A 21,046-nucleotide genomic window follows, 5' to 3' on the forward strand; every position below is an offset into this window, starting at 1 on the left:
TGCTCGCCGTACCAGGCCCGTGTGCGCTCCTCCAGCGCCTTGTTGTACACGAGGCGGACACAGCCGAACGTGCGCGACAGCTCAGCTGCCTGCCCATCCGTGGGGTAAAAGCGGTACTTGAACGCCCGCTTGACCTGCTGCGTCATACCTCACATTCTATCAGATTCCGTGTAAGCAGCTGCTGTCGGCCGGTGGCCGCAGACGCCGAATCGCCCTGGAGGCGATTCGCCTTTCCCTGCCCTGCTCCGCAGGAGCTTCGTTTCCTCCCCGGCTGAAGGCCGGGGTATCCACGAAGGAGTCACGATGAAACGTCAACTCGTCGCCCTGGCAGGCTTATTAGGCGCGTGCGCGCTGGGCGTGGGCACGGCGTCGGCCGCCGGTGCCCCGTCCTGGAAGGAGACCGGCACGGCGTACACCGACACCCTCGGCGGCGGCCAGGGACTCGCCAGTCGCGCGGACGGCTCACTGCTGTACCGCGGGCTGGCGTCCATCCCCCTCGACCTCCGCGTCAAGGGCTGGAACCACATCGGTGACCCGGACATCGCGGGCGGGTACGTCTTCGACGCCTACCAGGGTCCCGACACCGCCACGTCGAAGATGTTCGCGGTCACCACACCCGCCAAGAAGCGCTACGAGTACGTCCACCGGCTCAACCCGGGCGAGAAGCTGAACAACTCCTTCGCCACCGTCTCGCCCGACGGGCAGTGGCTGGTGTCGGGCGAGTGGGGCGACCAGAACAGACTCCAGGTCTTCCCCGCTCCCCTGCTCAACCCCGCCACTGCCCCCACGGGAGGCGACCTGTCGGAGGCCGGGCAGATCACGCTCGACAAGCCGGTGCGCGACATCCAGGGCTGCGACTTCGTGACTCAGACCCGGCTGGTGTGCGCCTCCAACGACGCCACCGGCACGCTGTTCCCCGAGATCCGGCCGCTGCTCCAGGTCGATCTCCCCCACAAGCTGGACGGACAGGCGGTCACCGGCTCGGTGAGGAGCCTGTTCGCGCTGCCGCAGCGCAGCGTGTGCACGGGCGCGTTCGAGGCGGAGGGCGTCGATCACGACGCGAACAGCGGCACTCTGCGGGTGGAGATGATCCCGCCCGGAGTGTGCGCGGTGGCGACGGCCGTGTACTCGTACCAGCAGGTCACGGACTGATCGGCGGGAGGTAACGTGGGCCGCGTGACCACGGAAGAGTCGCTGCGGCCCCAGTCCCTCATGCTGACGTTCCTGGGCGACCAGGTGCTCGGCCGGGACGTCTGTGTGTACTCGGGCAGTGTCATCGACGTGTTCGCGCGCGCCGGCGTCGGTGAGCAGGCGACACGGTCGACGCTGACCCGTATGGTGAACCGCGGTCTGCTGCGCCGGCAGCGCGAGGGCCGCCGCATGTACTTCGGCCTGACCGAGCGCTCGGCGGCGGTCCTGCGGGACGGCGGCCGGCGCATCTGGCAGACCGGCGCCGTCAACCGGCACTGGGACGGCACCTGGACCCTGCTCGGCTTCTCCCTGCCCGAGTCGTGGCAGCGGCAGCGGCACGACCTGCGCTCCCAGCTCACCTGGAGCGGCTTCGGGCCGCTGTTCAGCGGCCTGTGGATCGCGCCCGGCGAGGTCGACGTGTCGTCGCTGGTCGACGAGCTGGGCCTGTCCGCCCATGTGAAGGTCTTCCGCGCACACGCCGACGCCGGCATGGACATCGGCGCGATGATCGAGGAGACCTGGGAGCTGGCCGAACTGGCGGCGCGTTACGAGGAGTTCGTGCGGCGCTGGCAGCCGTGGGAGGCCCGGTTGCCCACCCCCGACGACGTCTCCCCGGCCTCCGGGCGGGGGGATCCCGCTCTCGCTTCGTTCGCGCTGCGGCTGCGGCTGTCCACCGAGTGGCTCCGGGTGATTCGCCGCGACCCCCGCCTGCCGGTCATGCACCTGCCGGACGACTGGCCGGCGGAGGAGGCCGAGAAGACGTTCCGGACGGTCCACGACCGGCTCACCCCGCTCGCCCGGGAGTGTGCGGAACGGCTGCTCGACCTGGTCCCGGTGCGGGAGGGCGACTGAGCCCGCGAGTCGGCGAGGCCGCCAGGGGGCCCGGCGGGCGCGGGCTCGGTCGCGTCGGTTCGGCGAACCACCCGGCGACCAGCGCCCCGCCTCAGGCGTAGAACCGCGACAGGCTCTGCAGCACCGCCGCCGGCTTGGCTCCGCCCTCGATCTCGATCGCCCCGTCGACGGCGACCTGCACACCGCCCGGCACGTCCTCGACCTCCGTCAGCTTCGCCACCAGCCGGATGCGCGAGCCCACCTTCACCGGCGCGGGGAAACGCACCTTGTTCAGGCCGTAGTTGACCTTCGTGGTCACGCCCTGGACGTCCAGCAGCTCGGTGAACAGCGGGATGAAGAGGGAGAGGGTGAGGTATCCGTGCGCGATGGGGGCGCCGAAGGGGCCGGCCGCGGCCTTCTGAGGGTCCACGTGGATCCACTGGTGGTCGCCGGTCGCGTCGGCGAAGGTGTTGATGCGTTCCTGGGTGACCTCGATCCACTCGCTCGTGCCGAGGTCGCTGCCGGCCAGCTTCTTGAGTTCGTCGAGGCCGTTGACGGTGATGCCCATATGGCTTTCCTTAGCTGGGAGTTGAACGTCAGGAGGGGGTGCCGAAGCGCTTGCGCACCCGGGACTTGAGGAGCTTGCCGGAGGCGGTGCGCGGGAGTTCGTCCGCGACGACCACCGACTTCGGGATCTTGTACTTGGCCAGCCGGCCGGCGAGCGAGGCCAGTACCTCGTCGGGATCCGGCGAGACACCCTCGCGCGGCACGACGACCGCGCGCGGCACCTCGCCCCACTTGTCGTCGGGCACGCCGATGACCGCGCATTCGACGATGTCCGGGTGGGCGAGGAGGAGGTCCTCGATCTCGGCGGGGTAGATGTTCTCGCCACCGGAGATGATCATGTCCTTGATGCGGTCGACGATGAAGACGTAGCCGTCCTCGTCGACGCGGGCGGCGTCCCCGCTGCGGAACCAGCCGTCCGCGAAGGAGGCGGCCGTCTCCTCGGGCAGCCCCCAGTAGCCGGGCATGACGTGCGGTCCGCGGACCACGATCTCGCCGGTCTCGTCGATGTCGACGGGGGCCAGGTCGGGCCGTACCACCCGTACGTCGCTGAAGAAGTGCGGCACCCCGGCCGAACCGGCCTTGCTCGCCGCGTGTTCGGCGTCCAGGAAGAGCGTCCCGGGAGCCGCCTCCGTCATGCCGTAGCCCTGGAGGAAGGTCAGGCCCCGCTCCTGGTAGGCGGCGATCAGCGGCGACGGCACCGGGGAGCCGCCGCAGGTGAGGATGCGCAGGGAGGACAGGTCGGCGTCCTTCCAGCGCGGATGCCGGGCCATCTGGTCGAACATCGTCGGCACGCCGAACATGAAGGTGATCCGCTGCCGCTCGACCAGGTCGAAGGTGGCGTCCGGGTCGAAGGCCTCGACCAGGACGCAGGTGCCGCCCTTGAGGAGGACCGGCAGGGTGAGCATGTTCAGGCCGGCCGTGTGGAACAACGGGGCGGAGACCAGGGCGCGTTCGTCGGCGATCAGGTCGGTGTCGACGAGGACGTTGATCGCGTTCCAGGTGAGGTTGCCGTGGGTGAGCATCGCGCCCTTGGGGCGGCCGGTCGTGCCCGAGGTGTACATGATGATGCAGGTGTCGTCGGCCGCGACCGGCTCGTCGATGGGGTCGGCGAGGGCGCCGGAGAGCGCTTGTTCGTATTCGGCGCCGACCTCGACGTACGTCCGCACGTCCGAGTTGCCCGGCAGGCCGGCGACCAGCCCCTGGAACGACGGGCCGTAGACGAGGGCCTTGGCACCGGAGTCGGCCAGCTGGTAGGCGATCTCGGGGCCGGCGAGGCGGGTGTTGAGAGGGACGAAGACCGCGCCGAGGATGCCCGCCGCGAACAGGGTCTCCAGATAGGAGGGGTGATTGGGGCCGAGGTAGGCGATGCGGTCGCCGCGTCGGATGCCCCGGGCGCGCAGGGCGTGGGCGAGACGGGTCGTGCGTGTATGCAATGTGCGGTAGTCCGTCGACTGCCCACCGTGGACCAGGGCGGTGCGGTGCGGGGTCTTGCGGGCCCGGCGTGCGGGCCACGACCCCAGTCCCTCGTTGCGCATGTCACGCCCCTTACGGTTTGGTCAGCCCGAGCAGGCGGGCGGCGTTCTCCTTGAGGATCTTCGGCCTGACCTCGTCCTTGATCGGCAGCTTCGCGAAGTCGGCGAGCCAGCGGTCGGGGGTCAGGAGCGGGAAGTCCGAGCCGAAGAGCACCTTGTCCTTGAGCAGCGTGTTGGCGTACTGCACCAGCTGCGGCGGAAAGTACTTCGGCGACCAGCCGGACAGGTCGATGTGCACGCCCGGCTTGTGGGTGGCGACCGCCAGGGCCTCGTCCTGCCAGGGGAAGGACGGGTGCGCCAGGATGATCTTCATATGCGGGAAATCGGCCGCCACGTCGTCCACGTGCAGCGGGTTGGAGTACTTGAGCCGGATCCCGCCCCCGCCGGGCACGCCGGCGCCGATACCGGTCTGGCCGGTGTGGAAGAGGGCGATGGTGCCGGTCTCCTCGATCACCTCGTAGAGGTCGTACGCCACCGAGCGGTCGTCGGGGAAGAAGCCCTGGACGCTGGGGTGGAACTTGAAGCCCCGCACCCCGTACTCCTCGACCAGGCGCCGGGCCTGCTTCACGCCCGCCTTACCCCGGAACGGGTCGATGGACGCGAAGGGGATGAGGACGTCCGCGTTGGCCGCGGCGGCCTCGGCGACCTCCTCGTTGGGCACGGGAGCCGTGCCGGTCGCGGACTCGGCGTCCACCGTGAAGATCACGGCGGCCATCTTCCGCTCCCGGTAGTACGCGGCGGTCTCCTCCAGGGTGGGCTTCCGCTTGCCCTCGACCTTGAAGTAGGCGGAGGAGGCGTCGTGCAGGTCGTCGTCCAGGGAGGAGTGGCCCTTGGAGGACACCTCCGCGTGGGTGTGGACGTCGATCGCGACGAGATCCTCGACATTGAGGGTCGTCATGGTCAGGCCTCCGGGAACTTGGGGGCCGGGATGCCGACCGTCTGGAGCTCGGCGCCGACCGACGTGGGGAAGGCGTCGGCCAGGGTCTCGGGGGTCCAGCCGCCGTCGGCGTAGGCCGCGCTGATCTCCTGCGGATGTGACCAGAGTGCCACCTTGTCGCCGCCGATGCCGATGGCCTGGCCGGTGATCGAGCGGGCGGCCTCGGAGGCGAGGAAGGGCACGAGGGCCGCGCAGTCCTCGGGCGTACCGAAGCCCTCGCCCTTGCGGAGGAAGTCCGGCAGCGGCTCGCCGTTCTTCATGGCCTCGATGTACGGGGCGAAGGCGGGGATGGTCTCGGTCATCGCGGTGGCGGCGACCGGCACGATCGCGTTGACGGTGATGCCGGCGCGGCCGAGCTCCATGGACCAGGTGCGGGCCATGGCGGCGATACCGGCCTTGGCGGCGGCGTAGTTGGTCTGCCCGAAGTTGCCGCGCTGTCCGGCCGGGGAGCCGACCAGGATCAGGCTGCCGCCCTCGCCCTGCTCGCGCATCCGCACGGCGGCGGCGCGGGCGCAGGTGAAGGTGCCCTTGAGGTGGGTGGTGATCACCGCGTCGAAGTCCTCGTCGGTCATCTTCCACAGCACCTTGTCGCGCAGGATGCCCGCGTTGGTGACCAGGATGTCGAGCCGCCCGAACTCCTCGACGGCGCGGCCGACGAGCCGGTCGGCGGCCTCGGTCGTGCCGACCGGGACGACCTCGGCGACGGCGGTGCCGCCCGCCGCGGTGATGGACTTCACGGCCTGCTCGGCCACCGCCTCGTCGATGTCGTTGACGACCACGGAGGCGCCGCGGGCGGCCAGGGCGTGCGCGTAGGCGAGGCCGAGGCCCCGGCCGCTGCCGGTGACGACGGCGGCCTTGCCGGTGAGATCGATGCTGGGCACGGGCGGGTCCCTTCACAAGGTGACACGGGTGATGCGGCCGCGGCTGTGCGGCGTACAGATCGAAGCTAAGAGCAATAATTGGTGACGTCAATAGTTGTTGCCGCCCGGCCGGTGCGTCAGACTGGATGCGGCAACACCTCAACGACGGCTCAGCCCCCCGCTCAGCCACCGCACAGCAAGCCGAACCGCCCCGCCCCGGGGCCTCTCCCAGGGAGCCCGTCATCGCTCGCCAGCCACGTGCCACCGACCACGCCGAAGGCCCTGCCCCGATCGACGCCGACGAGCCGTGGATGCGCGGACTGCACGCGGACACCGGCTACCTGCTGTACCGGCTGGGCCTGCGCTCCGGGCAGCTGTTCAACGGCTTCCTCCAGGAGTCCGGCCTGCGCCTGCGCCACTACGCGCTGCTCCGCCTCCTGGCCACCTCCGGCGGTGCCCTGCAGCGCGAACTGAGCACGACCCTCGGCTACGACCCGAGCGCGATCGTCGGCCTGGTCGACGACCTGGAGAAGCTGGGCTTCGCCGAGCGCCGGCCCTCCCCGGACGACCGTCGCAGCCGGATCGTCGTCCTCACCGAGGCCGGCCGCGACTTCCTGCGCGACACCGACGAGGCCGGCCTGCGGGTGACCAACGAACTGCTCGGCCCGCTCGACGCGGCGGAGCGGGACGCACTGCACGCACTGCTCCTGCGGATCACGGAGGACGGACTCAATTAATGTTGTGCAAATGATTGACGGCCGCACGAGGGATGCCTAACTTCACCGGGGCACCGGTGAAGTCCCCACACCGGTGACACCCCCACACCATCGGCATCAGGGAGCTCATCGTGCAGCCACCCCACACGTCTGCCCGCCAACCGTCCCCACAGCAGCGGCAGTTGCGCCGCGTCGCCCTGTCCGGCCTGCTCGGCACGGCAGTGGAGTTCTACGACTTCCTCGTCTACGGCACGGTCGCCGCGCTGGTCTTCGGCGACCTGTTCTTCCCCGGCGCCGACCCCGCGGTCGGCACGATCGCGGCCTTCGGCACCTTCGCCGCGGGCTATGTGGCCCGCCCGCTCGGCGGCATCGTCTTCGGCCACTTCGGCGACCGCCTCGGCCGCAAGTCGATGATGCTGCTGACCATGGCCCTGATGGGCTGCGGCAGCTTCCTGATCGGCGTGCTGCCGACGTACGACACGATCGGCGTCTGGGCCCCCGTCCTCCTCGTCACCCTGCGCGTGGTGCAGGGCCTCGCGATCGGCGGCGAGTGGGGCGGCGCGACCCTGATGGTCGTCGAGCACGCCGAACGCGTCCAGGGCTCCCGGCGCGGCCTGTGGTCCAGCTTCACCCAGCTCGGCGCCCCGCTGGGCTCCGTGCTGTCGGCCGGTGTGGTCACCCTGGTCGCCGCCCTTCCCGACGACGATTTCCGCTCCTGGGGCTGGCGGGTGCCGTTCCTGCTGAGCATCCTGCTGCTGGCCGTCGGCATGTTCGTCCGCCTCAAGGTCGCGGAGAGCCCGCTGTTCGCCGAGGTGAAGCCGGAGCCGTCGGCGAAGCCCCCGATCCTGGAGGTGCTGCGGCGCCCCAAGCCGGTGCTGCTGGCCGCCTGTGTCGGGATCGGCGCGTTCACCGCGCAGTCGCTGCTGACAGGATTCACGATTTCGTATGCGGTCGACCACGGGTACAGCCGTCCACAGGTGCTCGCCGCCGTGACCATCGCCTCCTGTGTGGCCCTGCTGGTGCTGCCCGTCGCGTCCGCGCTGTCCGACCGGGTCGGCCGCCGCCCGGTGGTCCTGGCCGGCGCCCTCGCCTCCGCCGCACTCGCCTTCCCGGTGCTGGCCCTGGTCGACTCCGGCTCCCCCGGCCTGCTGATCCTCGCCCTCGTCCTCGGCCACGGCATCGCCCAGTCCACGATGTACGGCCCGCTCGGCGCCCTGCTCACCGAGATGTTCGGCACCCGCGTGCGCTACACCGGCGCCTCCCTCGGCTACCAGGCGGCCACCCTCGTCGGCGCCGGCTTCTCGCCGCTGATCGCGAGCAGTCTGCTCGCCTCGTACGGCGGCGGCAGCACCCCCGTGTCCCTGCTGCTGTGCGGCGGCGCGGCGATCACCGCGCTCACCGTCTGGCGAATGCGCGAGACCCACACCGACACGCTCGACTCCTCCCCCACCCGCACCACCACCCCCACACCGGAAAGGTCAGCCCGATGAGGACCCCCACCCGCGTCGCCTTACTGACCGTCGCCCTGTGCGCCACGACCTCACTGCCCGCGCAGGCACAGGCTCCGACGGACACCCACATCGAAGGCCAACTCCCATCGGGAGCCGCCTACTTGATGGACGTACCCGCCGACTGGAACGGCACGGTCCTCCTCTTCAGCCACGGCTACCGCCCCGCCGGCTCGCCCAACCCGGGCCAGAACTCGCCCGATCCGGGCTCCGGCGGGGGCACGACCGCCCACCTTCTGGCCGAGGGCTACGCCCTCATCGGCTCCTCGTACGCGACGAACGGCTGGGCCGTCACCGACGCGGTGCCCGACCAGCTCGCCACGCTGGACCTGTTCACGCAGAAGTTCGGCCCGGCCCGGCGGACCCTCGCCTGGGGCCGGTCGTACGGCGGCCTCGTGACGACGGCCCTGGCCGAGCGGCACGCCGACCGCTTCGACGGATCGCTGTCGATGTGCGGGCTGGTCCAGGGCGGCGTCGCCAACTGGAACAGCACCCTGGATCCGGTGTTCGCACTGAAGACCCTGCTCGCGCCGGACGCCGGCATCCCGCTCACCGACTTCGCCGACCAGGCGTCCGCGGTCGACGCGTCGAAGGCCCTCACCGCGAAGGTGGCCGCGGCCCAGCAGACACCGGCGGGCCGCGCCCGGATCGCGCTGGCCGCCGCCCTGCACAACATCCCCGGCCACAACGACCCCGCACAGACCGAGCCCGGCCCGTCCGACTGGGACGGGCAGCAGGCCAACCAGTACCCGGCCGTCGCCGGCCTCCTCCAGCTTCCCGCCTTCTCCTGGCGGCAGGAGGCGGAGAGCCGCGCCGGCGGCAACCCGTCGTGGAACACCGGCGTCGACTACACCGCCATGCTCGGGCGCTCCCCGCTGTACAAGGAGGTGACGGAGCTCTACAAGAAGGCGGGCGCGTCACTGCGGGACGACCTCACGGCCCTCGCCCGGGCACCGCGTGTCTCCGCCGACCCCGCCGCCGTACGCTGGATGCGACAGACCAGCACCTTCACGGGCCGTCTCACCGACCCCCAGCTCAACATCCACACCACCGGCGACGCGCTGATCCCCGTACAGTCCGAGAGCGCCTACCGGCGGGCGGCCACCGCGGCCGGCGCGGGCCCGCTGCTCCGCCAGGCCTACGTCGACGGCCCCGGCCACTGCACCTTCACCACCGGCGAGATGGTCGGCGCCCTGCACACCCTGGAGCACCGACTGGACACCGGCCGCTGGGACACCTCGCCGGCCACCCTCAACTCCCGCGCCGAGCAGGCGGACCCGGCCACCCCGGGCCGCTACCTCGCGTACCGGCCGACCGCCTACCCCCGCCCCTACGACCTCGCGCACCCCGGAGACGCCCGGCCATGACCACCCGCTCCGCGCCCGACCGGCTGCTGTCCGTCCTCGCCGCGTTCGACCACGAACACCCGGCGCTGAGCCTGACGGACATCAGCCGGCGGGCCGGGCTGACCCTGACCACCGCCCACCGGCTCGTCGGCGCGCTGACCGCGTGGGGCGCCCTGGAGCGCGACGAGTCCGGCACGTACCACGTCGGCCTGCGCCTGTGGGAGGTCGCGGCGCTCGCCCCCCGCGCCCTCGCACTGCGGCAGGTCGCGCTGCCGTACCTGGAGGACCTGTACGAAGCCACGCACGAGAACGTGCAGTTGGCGGTGCGCGACGGCTCGGAGGTCGTCTACATCGAGTGGATCTCCGGCCGCTCGGCGGTCGGCGTCCACATCCGCGTCGGAGCCCGCTGGCCCCTGCACGTCACCGGCGTCGGGCTCGCCCTGCTGGCCTACGGCGATCCGGACCTCCAGGAGGAGTACTGCGCCCGCCCGCTCGCCTCCTACACTCCGCACACGATCACCGACCCGAGCCGTCTGCGCCGCGTTCTGGCCGAAGTGCGCCGCTCGGGCGTCGCGGTGAGCGACCGCCAGGTCACCGAGGACGCCCTGTCGGTGGCCGCCCCGGTACGCGGCCCCGACGGGACGCTGGTCGCGGCCGTGTCGGTCGTCGTGCCTCAGGACGGCGCGCAGGTCCCGACGCTGATTCCGGCGGTGCGGCTGGCGGCGCGGGGGATCTCGCGGGCGCTGGGGTGGCAGCCGGAGGGGAGCCGGCCGTAGGCCGACGGTGGCGGACGGTCGGTGGGCGACGGTCGGCGCTGCTGTCCCGCTTCCCGCGTACGGTCCCGCGCGGCCCGGGTCCCCCCGCCGCGGCGGCCGGTCCCCTGCCGCCGGACCGTCACGCGGTGCACGCCGGCACCACTGGGCAGGACAACCGTCAGCGGGAGTGGGCATGTTCCTCGTCGCGGGCCGACTCCGCTGCCGTCGTCCGCGGTGCCGGCGCCTCCTGCGACCGGGGCTGTCCGGCGGATCGGAGACCGGGGAGGACGGCGAGGACGATCATGGTTCCGGCGGCCATGATGATGCCGCCGACGAGGCTGGTCCGGGCGACGGCCTGCGCGAAGGACTCGTGGACGGCGTCGATCAGGGCCTGCGCCTGCTGAGGGCCGGCCGAGGGGCTCTGCGCCAGCTGCAGACCTCGTGGCGATCACCGAGGCCGGAGGGGCATGACGCACCGTCTACCTCCACTTCGCGGACCGGGCAGCGCTTGTCGAGTACTCACCGCGGAGATCACGGAGGAGGAGTACTCACCGCGGAGGCCGCCGCGGAGGCCGAGGGCTCACCGCGAGGCCGCGCAGGCTCGCGGGGCGACACGACCGTCGCTCGCCCTCACCCGTAAGCGGCTCCCGGGGGCCGCGAGTACCCTGCCGCGCTTCGTCCTCACCTCGGGCCCGCCCGGCGACCGCCACCTCGCCGCCACCGGCCGCATCAGCTCATCGGCCTCACCAGACCTGACCGGCCTCGCCGGCCTCCGGTGTCACCGGCCAGGTCTTCTTCACGAGGTCGTCGCCCCAACCGGGCCCCACCCTCGCCGGGCCGACGGCGGTACGGCCGCGGGCGCCCGGTCAGGCGTCGGCAGCGGGCTGCGCGTCCTTGGCCGACGCGACGCCGTCGACCACCGCACGCGCCCGCTCCCGGGCCACGCCGGCCGCGATGAGCGTGGCGACGGCGACCCGGGTGCCGTCGTCCTCCAGCGCCCCGGTGTTGACCTCCTCCAGCAGGGCGAGGGTCATCGCCTCCAGGCCGGCGCTCAGCACGGCGGGCGGCAGGTGGGTGTGGAAGACGCCGTCCCGCTGGCCCCGGCCGAGGATGGCGGTGACCTCCGCGCGGGCCGGGGTCAGGATCTCCGCGACGTGCTCCGCGCCCAGATCGTGCCGGGCGAGGGCCAGGAGCATCCGGTAGCGGTCGCCCACGGGCCACATCGCGAACACGAAGTACGCGAGGGCCCGCTCGGCCGGCTCGGCCGGCCTCGCGCCGCTTGCGACCGCGTCCCTGAGGGTCTCGCACGCCTCCTCGGCGAGGGCCTCCAGCAGCGCCGCGCGGCCGGGGAAGTGTCCGAAGAGGGTGCGCCGTACGACACCGGAGGCGCGCGCCAGCTCCTCCAGGGTGATGTCCGGGTTCCGCCCGAGCTCCTGGCGGGCCGTGGCCAGGATCCGCGCCCTGTTGGACCGCGCGTTGCGTCGCAGCGGCTCGCGGGCGGCGGACTTGGTCACGGCGACAACCTCGGTCTGATCAGTACGGGGCGAACGGTACGGGCGCGACAGGCACGGAAGAGCGGGTACGGGCGCACTGGCGCAGGGACTGACAGCGCAGCCATTCTGGCACGGAGGCCTCTGCACGGCAGCCGGTGCCCGGCCACGGCGTGGTCCGGTCGGCGCCGCCCCGGGGCGCGCTTCAGCCCGTTCGAGACTTCATCGGGTTAACTCACCTGGGGCAAAAGGACTTTCACTGTTACACCTCTTGACGACCGCAGTGGCCGAGAGCACATTGGGCGCACTTTGAGAGCGCTCTCAGAGGGCTCTCGAAGTGTCTCCAAGGCACCCGCGCACCCCACTCCGTACCGCGAGAGGCACCCCCACCATGAGTGAACCCTCCGGCATGTCCCGCAGACGGCGCCCCCTGCGCCGCGGTCTCGTCGCCGTCGTCAGCACGCTGGGTCTCGCGGCGGCCGCCGCCACGGCCGCCTCCCCCTCCGCGAGCGCCTCCGCGCCCACGCCCCCGGCGGGCTGGTCGCAGGTCTTCCTCGACGACTTCACCGGTGCCGCGGGCACCGGCGTCAACACCTCCGACTGGCAGTACGCCACCGGCACCTCGTACCCCGGCGGGCCCGCCAACTGGGGCACCGGCGAGGTCGAGACGATGACGAACAGCACCAGCAACGTCTCGCTCGACGGCAGCGGCAACCTGCGCATCACCCCGCTGCGCAACGGGGCCGGCGCCTGGACCTCGGGCCGCATCGAGACCAACCGCACCGACTTCCAGCCCCCGTCGGGCGGCAAACTGCGCGTCGAGGCCCGCATCCAGATGCCGAACGTCACCGGCACCGCCGCGGAGGGCTACTGGCCCGCGTTCTGGATGCTGGGCGCGCCCTACCGGGGCAACTACCAGAACTGGCCGAGCGTCGGCGAGCTGGACATCATGGAGAACGTCCAGGGCCGCAACACGGTGTGGGCCACGATGCACTGCGGCACCAATCCGGGCGGCCCCTGCAACGAGACGACCGGCCTAGGCAACTCGACCGCGTGTCCCGGCAGCACCTGCCAGTCCGGCTTCCACACCTACACCATGGAGTGGGACCGCTCGGCGAGCCCGGAAGCCATCCGCTTCTTCGTCGACGGCGTCAACTTCCACACCGTCACCGCGAACCAGGTCGACGCGGCGACCTGGACCAACGCCACCGACCACGGCTTCTTCATCATCCTGAACGTGGCGATGGGCGGCGCCTTCCCCGACGCGTTCGGCGGCGGCCTGGACGGCGACACCCGCTCCGGCGTCCCCATGGTCGTCGACTACGTCCAGGTGCTGTCGGCCGCCGGGGGCGGTTCCACCACTCCCCCGCCGACCGGCAACCGTGACGCCTACGGCGCCATCCAGGCCGAGTCCCACGACGGTCAGTCCGGCACCTTCACCGAGGCCACCTCCGACACCGGCGGCGGCCAGAACATCGGCTCCCTCGCAGGCGGCGACTGGGCGCTCTACCGGGGCGTCGACTTCGGCTCCACGGCGGCCACCCAGTTCGTCGCCCGCGTGGCGAGCGGCGCGGCGGGCGGGGTCAGCGGTCTGGTCGAGGTCCGACTGGACAGCCGTACCAGCACACCCGTCGGCAGCTTCGCGCTGGCCAACACGGGCGGCTGGCAGTCGTGGCGGACGGTCCCCGCGAACATGAGCGCGGTCACCGGCACCCACGACGTCTACCTGACGTTCACGAGCGGCCAGCCGGCGGACTTCGTGAACGTGAACTGGTTCACCTTCGGCCGCTGATCCGCGGTCCGCTTCCGGCAACGGGGCCCCACGCGCGCGTGGGGCCCCGTTGCCGTGTCGCGGTGTCAGCGCAGCTCCGCCCGGAACGCCGCCGGCGTCATCTCCGTGTGCTGCTGGAAGAACTTGGAGAAGTTCGCCGCGTCCGGGAAACCGACCGCCGCCCCGACCCGGCCGATCGGCAGCTCGGTGTGCGCCAGGAGCCGTTTGGCCTCCAGGATCACGCGTTTGTCGATGAAGCCCTTGGGGGTCTGGCCGGTGGCGGCGCGGACCGCGCGTACGAGGGTGCGGCGGGAGTAGCCGAGGGCGTCGGCGTAGGCGCTGACGCTGTGGTTGGTGGCGAAGCCCTGCTCCACGGCGTTCCGGAAGAGGGTGAAGGTCGTGTCGTCCTGCCGCCGGGACGCCTCCGCGGAGCTCGTCGCGAGGTGGGCAAGGCGCAGCAGGAACGCGGTCAGCGAGTGGCGCAGTATCGAGGTGTGCAGGCCGGCCGGGAGGGTGCCGGTGTCCTCGTACTCGCGTTGCAGCTGGGCGAGGGCGGCCCTGAGGGCGGCGAGCTGGGGTTCGTCGGGGCGCAGCAGGGGCGGCAGATCGTAGCGGTACAGGCCGGTGGCCTCGACGGTGGCGCGGGGCAGGAAGCCGGGCTGCATGGTCAGGACGGTTCCGCGGTACTCGCTGCTCGGCGGGAAGCGGTGGACCTGCCCCGGGCGGATCCACAGCAGGTCGCCGGCCGTCGCCTCGTACTCCGCGAAGTCGATCATGTGGCGTACGGGGCCGTCACCGAAGAGCATGACGACGTGGAAGTCGATGCGGTGGACGCGTTCCAGTGGCGCGTCCGCGTGCCAGGTGCGGCCGGTGCCCATCGGTCCGACCTGCATGCCGACACCGCCGACGCTCCGTTCGACCGGGAAGGGGAAGGTTCTGATCCCGTCCACGCCACCGGCGCCGTCTCCGCCTTGGATGGTTCTGTCCGCCATGTCCTTCTCGTGCCGCCTCGGTCGAGCCGTCCGTGTCCCACTTTCACCACAGGCTGGCACACGGCGACCTTCCCTCGTAAAAGTCAGACTTTTAAGTTTGAACGCGACCGACCAGCCGAATCGCTCCGATCGAGGATTTCTTGAAGATGAGCACGCAGACAACGGACCGCTTCGAATGGACCGAACTCGACCGGCGTGCCGTCGACACCGCCCGTCTCCTGGCGGCCGATGCCGTGCAGCGGGTCGGGAACGGGCACCCGGGCACCGCGATGAGCCTGGCTCCGGCGGCGTACACGATCTTTCAGAAGGTGATGCGTCACGATCCGGCGGACCCGGAGTGGACGGGCCGCGACCGCTTCGTTCTGTCCCCCGGACACACCTCGCTCACCCTCTACACCCAGCTCTTCCTCGCCGGGTACGAGCTGGAGCTCGACGACCTCTTGGCCTTCCGGACCCACGGTTCGAAGACGCCGGGTCACCCCGAGTACGGCCACACCGCCGGCGTCGAGACCACCACCGGTCCGCTCGGTCAGGGTGTGGCCAACGCGGTGGGCATGGCGATGGCCGCCCGCTACGAGCGCGGCCTGTTCGACCCGGAGGCCCTCGAGGGCGAGTCCCCGTTCGACCACACCATCTGGGCGATCGTCTCCGACGGCGACCTGGAGGAGGGCATCTCCGCCGAGGCCTCCTCGCTGGCCGGCCACCAGAAGCTCGGCAACCTCGTCTTCCTCTACGACGACAACCACATCTCCATCGAGGGCGACACGGCGACCGCGTTCTCCGAGGACGTGCTCGGGCGGTACGAGGCGTACGGCTGGCACGTGCAGCGGATCGAGCCCGGCGCCGACGGCGACATCGACGTGCACGCGCTGCACGCGGCCCTGAGGTCCGCCCAGGCCGAGACCGGGCGGCCCTCGATCATCGCGATGCGCACGATCATCGCCTGGCCGGCGCCGAACGCGCGGAACACCGAGGCCGCGCACGGCTCGGCGCTGGGTGACGACGAGGTCGCGGCCACCAAGCGGCTGCTGGGCTTCGACCCGGAGCGGTCCTTCGAGGTGGCGGACGAGGTCCTCGCCCACTCCCGCCGGGCCCTGGACCGGGGCGCCGAGGCGCACGCCGCCTGGGACAAGCGGATCGACAAGTGGCGCGGCGCCCAGCCCGAGCGCGCGAGGCTCTTCGACCGGGTCGTCGCCGGTCAGCTGCCCGAGGGCTGGGAGGACGCCCTTCCGGTCTTCGAGGCGGGCCAGTCCCTCGCGACCCGCGCCGCCTCCGGCACGGTGCTGCAGGCGCTGGGTGCGGTCGTCCCGGAGCTGTGGGGCGGCTCGGCCGACCTGGCCGGCTCCAACAACACCACCATCGACAAGACGTCGTCGTTCCTCCCGGCGGACAATCCGCTGCCGGAGGCCGACCCGTACGGCCGCACGATCCACTTCGGTATCCGCGAGCACTCCATGGCCGCGGAGATGAACGGCATCGCCCTGCACGGCAACACCCGCATCTACGGGGGCACCTTCCTCGTCTTCTCCGACTACATGCGCAACGCGGTACGCCTGTCCGCGCTGATGCAGCTGCCGGTCACCTACGTGTGGACGCACGACTCCATCGGCCTGGGCGAGGACGGGCCCACCCACCAGCCGGTCGAACACCTCGCGTCCCTGCGCGCCATCCCGGGCCTGAACATCGTGCGGCCCGCCGACGCCAACGAGACCGCGACCGCGTGGGCCGAGATCCTCAAGCGGCACGCCACCGACCCCGCCCCGCACGGCCTCGCGCTCACCCGCCAGGGCGTGCCGACGTACGCGCCGAACCCGGATGCCGCTCGCGGCGGTTACGTGCTGTTCGAGGCCTCCACGGGAACACCCGAGGTGATCCTGATCGGCACCGGCTCCGAGGTCCAGCTCGCCGTCGCCGCGCGGGAGCGGCTGGAGGCCGAGGGAGTCGGCACACGGGTCGTCTCGATGCCCTCGGTGGAGTGGTTCGAGGAGCAACCCGCCGAGTACCGCGAGAGCGTCCTGCCGCCGTCCGTGAAGGCCCGCGTTGCGGTCGAGGCCGGCATCGGCCTGACGTGGTACCGGTTCGTGGGTGACGCAGGACGCATCGTCTCCCTCGAACACTTCGGCGCCTCCGCCGACGCGAAGACCCTGTTCGCCGCATACGGCTTCACCGCCGAGCACGTCGCCGCAGAGGCCCGCGCCTCGCTCGCTGCCGCGCGTGGCTGATCCGATCGCCCGAAAGAAGATGATCAAAGTGACCGAAGCGACCGCGACCGCGGGAGCACTCAGGCGCCTGTCCGAAGAGGGCGTCTCCCTGAACAGCAAGGGGGTTGACGGGGAATGAGCGAGGAACTTCCCGAGACGACGGCTCAGGAGACGGCGAAGACCGAGGAGAGCGAGCCGGAGGTGACCGTCCCGGTCCTCCCCGCGGCCGACTGGTCCAATCCCCTGCGCCACCCACAGGACCGCCGACTCCCCCGGATCGCGGGCCCGTCCGGTCTCGTCATCTTCGGTGTCACCGGCGACCTGTCCCGCAAGAAGCTGATGCCGGCGGTCTACGACCTCGCCAACCGCGGTCTGCTGCCGCCGGGCTTCTCGCTCCTCGGGTTCGCCCGCCGGGACTGGGAGGACCAGGACTTCGCGCAGGTCGTGCACGACGCGGTCCGCGAGCACGCGCGCACCCCGTTCCGCGAGGAGGTCTGGCAGCAGCTCGCCGAGGGCATGCGGTTCATCCCGGGCGACTTCGACGACGACATGGCGTTCAAGCAGCTGCGGTCGTCCGTCGACGAGTTGGACGCCTCCCGCGGGACCAGCGGCAACTACGCCTTCTACCTCTCCGTACCGCCGAAGTTCTTCCCCAAGGTCGTCCGCCAGCTGAAGAAGCACGGGCTGGCCGACGCCCCCGAGGGTTCCTGGCGGCGCGCGGTCATCGAGAAGCCGTTCGGCCGCGACCTGAAGAGCGCGCGTGAGCTGAACGCGCTCGTGCACGACGTGTTCGAGCCGGACCAGGTCTTCCGCATCGACCACTACCTCGGCAAGGAGACCGTCCAGAACATCCTGGCGCTCCGCTTCGCCAACCAGATGTACGAGCCGATCTGGAACCGGTCCTTCGTGGACCACGTGCAGATCACCATGGCCGAGGACATCGGCATCGGCGGCCGGGCCGGCTACTACGACGGCATCGGCGCCGCCCGTGACGTCATCCAGAACCACCTCCTGCAGCTCATGGCGCTGACCGCCATGGAGGAGCCGGCCGCCTTCGACGCCGAGTCGCTGCTCATGGAGAAGCTGAAGGTGCTCAAGGCCGTGAAGGTGCCGCAGGACATCGGCGCCCACACGGTGCGCGGGCAGTACGCGGCCGCCTGGCAGGGCGGCGAGCAGGTGCGCGGCTACCTCGACGAGGACGGCATCGACCAGGCCTCCACGACGGACACGTACGCCGCCATCAAGCTGAACGTCGACAACCGGCGCTGGGCGGGTGTGCCCTTCTACCTGCGCACCGGCAAGCGGCTCGGCCGCCGCGTCACCGAGATCGCCGTCGTCTTCCAGCGGGCCCCGCACTCCCCCTTCGACTCCACGGCCACCGAGGAGCTGGGCCAGAACGCGATCGTGATCCGCGTCCAGCCCGACGAGGGCATGACGGTCCGCTTCGGGTCGAAGGTGCCGGGCACCTCGATGGAGATCCGGGACGTGACGATGGACTTCGCGTACGGCGAGTCGTTCACGGAGTCCAGCCCGGAGGCGTACGAGCGGCTCATCCTGGATGTCCTGCTGGGCGACGCCAACCTGTTCCCCCGTCACCAGGAAGTGGAAGAGTCCTGGAAGATCCTCGACCCGATCGAGGAGCACTGGGCGAACCACGGCAGGCCGGCGCGCTACGCGTCGGGCAGCTGGGGACCCGAGGAAGCCGACGAGATGCTCGCACGAGACGGACGGAGCTGGCGCAGGCCATGAAGATCGACCTGACCGACACCACGGCAAGCAAGATCAACAAGGCGTTGGTGAAGGGCCGCCGCGCCATCGGCACACCCGCCGTGGGCATGGTCCTGACGATGGTGATCGTCACGGACGAGGAGAACGCCTACGACGCGATCAAGGCGGCCGAGGAGGCCTCGCACGAGCACCCCTCGCGCACCCTGGTCGTCATCAAGCGCCACGCGCGCACCCCGCGCGACCGCACCAACTCCCACCTCGACGCCGAGGTGCGGGTGGGCGCCGACGCCGGCACCGGCGAGACGGTCGTCCTCAGGACGTACGGCGAGGTGTCCGACCACGCCGACTCCGTCGTCCTGCCGCTGCTGCTGCCGGACGCGCCGGTCGTGGTGTGGTGGCCGGTGAACGCCCCGGAGAACCCGGCGAAGGACCCGCTGGGCGCGCTCGCCCAGCGCCGGATCACCGACCTGTACGCGGTGGAGAACCCGCTCCAGGTGCTGGACGCACGGATCCGCACCTACGCCCCCGGCGACACCGACCTCGCCTGGACCCGGCTCACCCCGTGGCGCTCGATGCTGGCCGCGGCCCTGGACCAGGCCCGGGTGAAGGTGACCTCGGCGGCCGTGGAGGCCGAGGAGGAGAACCCGGCCGCCGAACTGCTGGCCCGCTGGCTGGAGGCCCGCCTCGGCGTCACCGCCGACCGGATCGTCACCGCCGGTCCGGTCGTCACGGCCGTACGCCTGGGCACCGCGAACGGCGAGATCGTCATCGACCGCCCCGAGGGCCCGCTGGCCACGCTGTCCCTGCCGGGCCAGCCCTCCCGCACCCTCGCGCTGAAGGTGCGCACCACCTCCGAACTCATCGCCGAGGAGCTCAGGCGCCTCGACGCGGACGAGATGTACGCCGTCGCCCTGCGGGGCGAGGCCACCAAGGAGATCCCCGCACATGTCTGACTCCCCCACCGGCTCCCCTTCCGACTCCCCCACCCTCACCCGGCGGCCGCAGTGGGCGGCCCTCGAGGACCATCGCGCCCAGTGGCACGCGCACCTGCGTGAGCTGTTCGCGACGGACCCCGGGCGCGCGGAGCGGTACGTCGTGCGCGTCGGCGACCTGCGCATCGACTACTCCAAGCACCTGGTCACCGACGAGACCCTCGCCCTGCTGCGGGAACTCGCCGCCGCCACCGACGTGTTCGGGCTGCGCGACGCCATGTTCCGCGGCGACAAGATCAACGTCACCGAGGACCGCGCCGTCCTGCACAGCGCCCTGCGCGCCCCCGCGAACGCGGTGATCGAGGTCGACGGCGAGAACGTCGTGCCCGAGGTGCACACGGTCCTCGACCAGATGGCCTCCTTCGCGCACCGCGTCCGCTCCGGCGAGTGGACCGGCCACACCGGCAAGCGGATCAAGAACGTCGTCAACATCGGCATCGGCGGCTCCGACCTGGGCCCCGCGATGGCCTACGAGGCCCTGCGCGCCTACACGGCACGGGAGTTGACCTTCCGTTTCGTGTCGAACGTGGACGGCGCCGACCTGCACGAGGCGCTGCGCGACCTGGACCCGGCGGAGACCCTGTTCATCGTCGCGTCCAAGACGTTCACCACCATCGAGACGATCACCAACGCCACCGCGGCCCGCTCCTGGCTGCTGCACGGCCCGGGCGGCCTCGGCGAGGACAAGGCCGTCGCGAAGCACTTCGTCGCCCTGTCGACGAACGCGGAGAAGGTCACCGAGTTCGGCATCGACCCGGACAACATGTTCCGGTTCTGGGACTGGGTCGGCGGCCGCTACTCCTTCGACTCGGCCATCGGCCTCTCGCTGATGATCGCCATCGGTTCGGACCACTTCCTGGAGATGCTCGACGGTTTCCGCATCGTCGACGAACACTTCCGCAACGAGCCCGCCGAGGACAACGCCCCGCTGATCCTGGGCCTGTTGGGCGTCTGGTACGGCAACTTCTTCGACGCCCAGTCGCACGCGGTACTGCCCTACAGTCACTACCTGTCCAAGTTCACCGCCTACCTCCAGCAGCTGGACATGGAGTCCAACGGCAAGTCCGTGGACCGCGACGGCCACCCGGTCCAGTGGCAGACCGGCCCCGTGGTGTGGGGCACGCCCGGCACCAACGGGCAGCACGCCTACTACCAGTTGATCCACCAGGGCACCAAGGTCATCCCGGCCGACCTGATCGGCTTCGCCCGCCCGGTCGGCGAGCTGAGCGACGATCTCAAGGCGCAGCACGACCTCTTGATGGCCAACCTGTTCGCCCAGGGCCAGGCGCTCGCCTTCGGCAAGACCGCGGACGAGGTGCGCGGGGAGGGCGTGGCCGAGGAGCAGGTGCCGCACCGCACCTTCCAGGGCAACCACCCCACCACCACGATCCTGGCGAAGGAACTCACGCCGTCCGTCCTCGGCCAGCTCATCGCCCTCTACGAGCACAAGGTGTTCGTCCAGGGCGCGATCTGGAACATCGACTCCTTCGACCAGTGGGGCGTCGAGCTCGGCAAGGTCCTCGCCAAGCGCGTCGAGCCCGCTCTGACCGAGGGCGCGGACGTCCCCGGTCTCGACCCGTCCACCGCCGCTCTCGTGGCCACCTACCGCGACCTCAGGAAGTGAACTGA

General features: G+C 71.2%; 18 protein-coding genes. 11 read left to right on the top strand and 7 right to left on the bottom strand.

From position 1 onward, the window contains the following. Positions 1–146: helix-turn-helix domain-containing protein (locus ACZ5XS_RS13930; RefSeq protein WP_468651265.1), on the bottom strand; the 146-nt coding region annotated here is incomplete at its 3' end. A gap of 157 nt (positions 147–303) precedes the next feature. Between ACZ5XS_RS13930 and ACZ5XS_RS13935 the strand changes: the two genes are divergently transcribed. Next, on the top strand, positions 304–1,152 hold the full coding sequence (locus ACZ5XS_RS13935; protein ID WP_468650933.1) for a hypothetical protein: 849 nt from the start codon (positions 304–306) through the stop codon (positions 1,150–1,152). Positions 1,153–1,176: 24 nt separating this feature from the next. Further along, complete coding sequence (locus tag ACZ5XS_RS13940) at positions 1,177–2,043, top strand: PaaX family transcriptional regulator (protein ID WP_468650935.1); 867 nt, start codon at positions 1,177–1,179, stop codon at positions 2,041–2,043. Between the two features lie 91 nt (positions 2,044–2,134). On the opposite strand, the gene ACZ5XS_RS13945 is transcribed toward ACZ5XS_RS13940, so the two are convergent. Genes ACZ5XS_RS13945 through ACZ5XS_RS13960 form a run of 4 tightly spaced genes read right to left on the bottom strand, consistent with a single transcriptional unit; the run spans position 2,135 to position 5,939 of the window. Further along, complete coding sequence (locus tag ACZ5XS_RS13945; protein ID WP_468650937.1) at positions 2,135–2,590, bottom strand: MaoC family dehydratase; 456 nt, start codon at positions 2,588–2,590, stop codon at positions 2,135–2,137. Positions 2,591–2,618: 28 nt separating this feature from the next. Further along, positions 2,619–4,124: an o-succinylbenzoate--CoA ligase gene (gene menE, locus ACZ5XS_RS13950; protein ID WP_468650939.1), complete on the bottom strand. Its 1,506-nt coding sequence runs from the start codon at positions 4,122–4,124 to the stop codon at positions 2,619–2,621. Positions 4,125–4,134: 10 nt separating this feature from the next. Then, on the bottom strand, positions 4,135–5,019 hold the full coding sequence (locus ACZ5XS_RS13955) for an amidohydrolase family protein (RefSeq protein WP_468650940.1): 885 nt from the start codon (positions 5,017–5,019) through the stop codon (positions 4,135–4,137). Between the two features lie 2 nt (positions 5,020–5,021). Next, positions 5,022–5,939 carry an SDR family NAD(P)-dependent oxidoreductase gene (locus ACZ5XS_RS13960; protein WP_308406729.1) on the bottom strand — a complete coding sequence of 306 codons (918 nt, stop codon included), beginning with the start codon at positions 5,937–5,939 and terminating at the stop codon, positions 5,022–5,024. A gap of 290 nt (positions 5,940–6,229) precedes the next feature. On the opposite strand from ACZ5XS_RS13960, the gene ACZ5XS_RS13965 reads away from it, so the two are divergent. The 4 genes from ACZ5XS_RS13965 (at position 6,230) to ACZ5XS_RS13980 (ending at position 10,264) form a co-directional block, all read left to right on the top strand. Then, entirely contained in the window at positions 6,230–6,655 is a 426-nt protein-coding gene (locus tag ACZ5XS_RS13965) for a MarR family winged helix-turn-helix transcriptional regulator (RefSeq protein ID WP_468650942.1), read from the top strand. A gap of 110 nt (positions 6,656–6,765) precedes the next feature. Next, on the top strand, positions 6,766–8,124 hold the full coding sequence (locus ACZ5XS_RS13970) for an MFS transporter (protein WP_468650944.1): 1,359 nt from the start codon (positions 6,766–6,768) through the stop codon (positions 8,122–8,124). Continuing rightward, positions 8,121–9,509 (top strand): alpha/beta hydrolase family protein, encoded by a 1,389-nt coding sequence (locus ACZ5XS_RS13975; RefSeq protein ID WP_468650946.1) that lies wholly within the window; start codon positions 8,121–8,123, stop codon positions 9,507–9,509. The genes ACZ5XS_RS13970 and ACZ5XS_RS13975 overlap by 4 nt, the downstream gene beginning before the upstream one ends. Further along, entirely contained in the window at positions 9,506–10,264 is a 759-nt protein-coding gene (locus tag ACZ5XS_RS13980) for an IclR family transcriptional regulator (protein ID WP_217239207.1), read from the top strand. Before ACZ5XS_RS13975 ends, ACZ5XS_RS13980 begins: the two co-directional genes overlap by 4 nt. A gap of 845 nt (positions 10,265–11,109) precedes the next feature. Here ACZ5XS_RS13980 and ACZ5XS_RS13985 read toward each other — a convergent pair. Continuing rightward, complete coding sequence (locus tag ACZ5XS_RS13985) at positions 11,110–11,757, bottom strand: TetR/AcrR family transcriptional regulator (RefSeq protein WP_468650948.1); 648 nt, start codon at positions 11,755–11,757, stop codon at positions 11,110–11,112. 367 nt (positions 11,758–12,124) lie between these two features. On the opposite strand from ACZ5XS_RS13985, the gene ACZ5XS_RS13990 reads away from it, so the two are divergent. Then, a complete protein-coding gene (locus ACZ5XS_RS13990) occupies positions 12,125–13,525 on the top strand; it encodes a glycoside hydrolase family 16 protein (protein ID WP_468650950.1) in 1,401 nt (466 codons plus the stop codon). 65 nt (positions 13,526–13,590) lie between these two features. Here ACZ5XS_RS13990 and ACZ5XS_RS13995 read toward each other — a convergent pair whose 3' ends face one another. Beyond that, the gene (locus ACZ5XS_RS13995) at positions 13,591–14,496 is read right to left on the bottom strand and encodes a helix-turn-helix domain-containing protein (RefSeq protein WP_468650952.1); all 906 of its coding nucleotides are present in this window, start codon (positions 14,494–14,496) and stop codon (positions 13,591–13,593) included. 146 nt (positions 14,497–14,642) lie between these two features. On the opposite strand from ACZ5XS_RS13995, the gene tkt reads away from it, so the two are divergent. The 4 genes from tkt to pgi all read left to right on the top strand — a co-directional run bounded on the left by tkt (position 14,643) and on the right by pgi (position 21,041). Continuing rightward, positions 14,643–16,718, top strand: coding sequence for a transketolase (gene tkt / locus ACZ5XS_RS14000; protein ID WP_468650954.1), 2,076 nt, complete (start codon positions 14,643–14,645; stop codon positions 16,716–16,718). A gap of 114 nt (positions 16,719–16,832) precedes the next feature. Then, positions 16,833–18,446: a glucose-6-phosphate dehydrogenase gene (zwf, locus tag ACZ5XS_RS14005; RefSeq protein WP_468650956.1), complete on the top strand. Its 1,614-nt coding sequence runs from the start codon at positions 16,833–16,835 to the stop codon at positions 18,444–18,446. Next, positions 18,443–19,378 (top strand): glucose-6-phosphate dehydrogenase assembly protein OpcA, encoded by a 936-nt coding sequence (gene opcA, locus ACZ5XS_RS14010; protein WP_468650958.1) that lies wholly within the window; start codon positions 18,443–18,445, stop codon positions 19,376–19,378. The genes zwf and opcA overlap by 4 nt, the downstream gene beginning before the upstream one ends. After that, positions 19,371–21,041, top strand: a complete 1,671-nt coding sequence (gene pgi / locus ACZ5XS_RS14015; protein ID WP_468650960.1) for a glucose-6-phosphate isomerase — start codon at positions 19,371–19,373, stop codon at positions 21,039–21,041. The genes opcA and pgi overlap by 8 nt, the downstream gene beginning before the upstream one ends. Positions 21,042–21,046 lie beyond the last annotated feature (5 nt).

The sequence above is a fragment of the Streptomyces sp. NPDC033131 genome, from assembly GCF_055578365.1.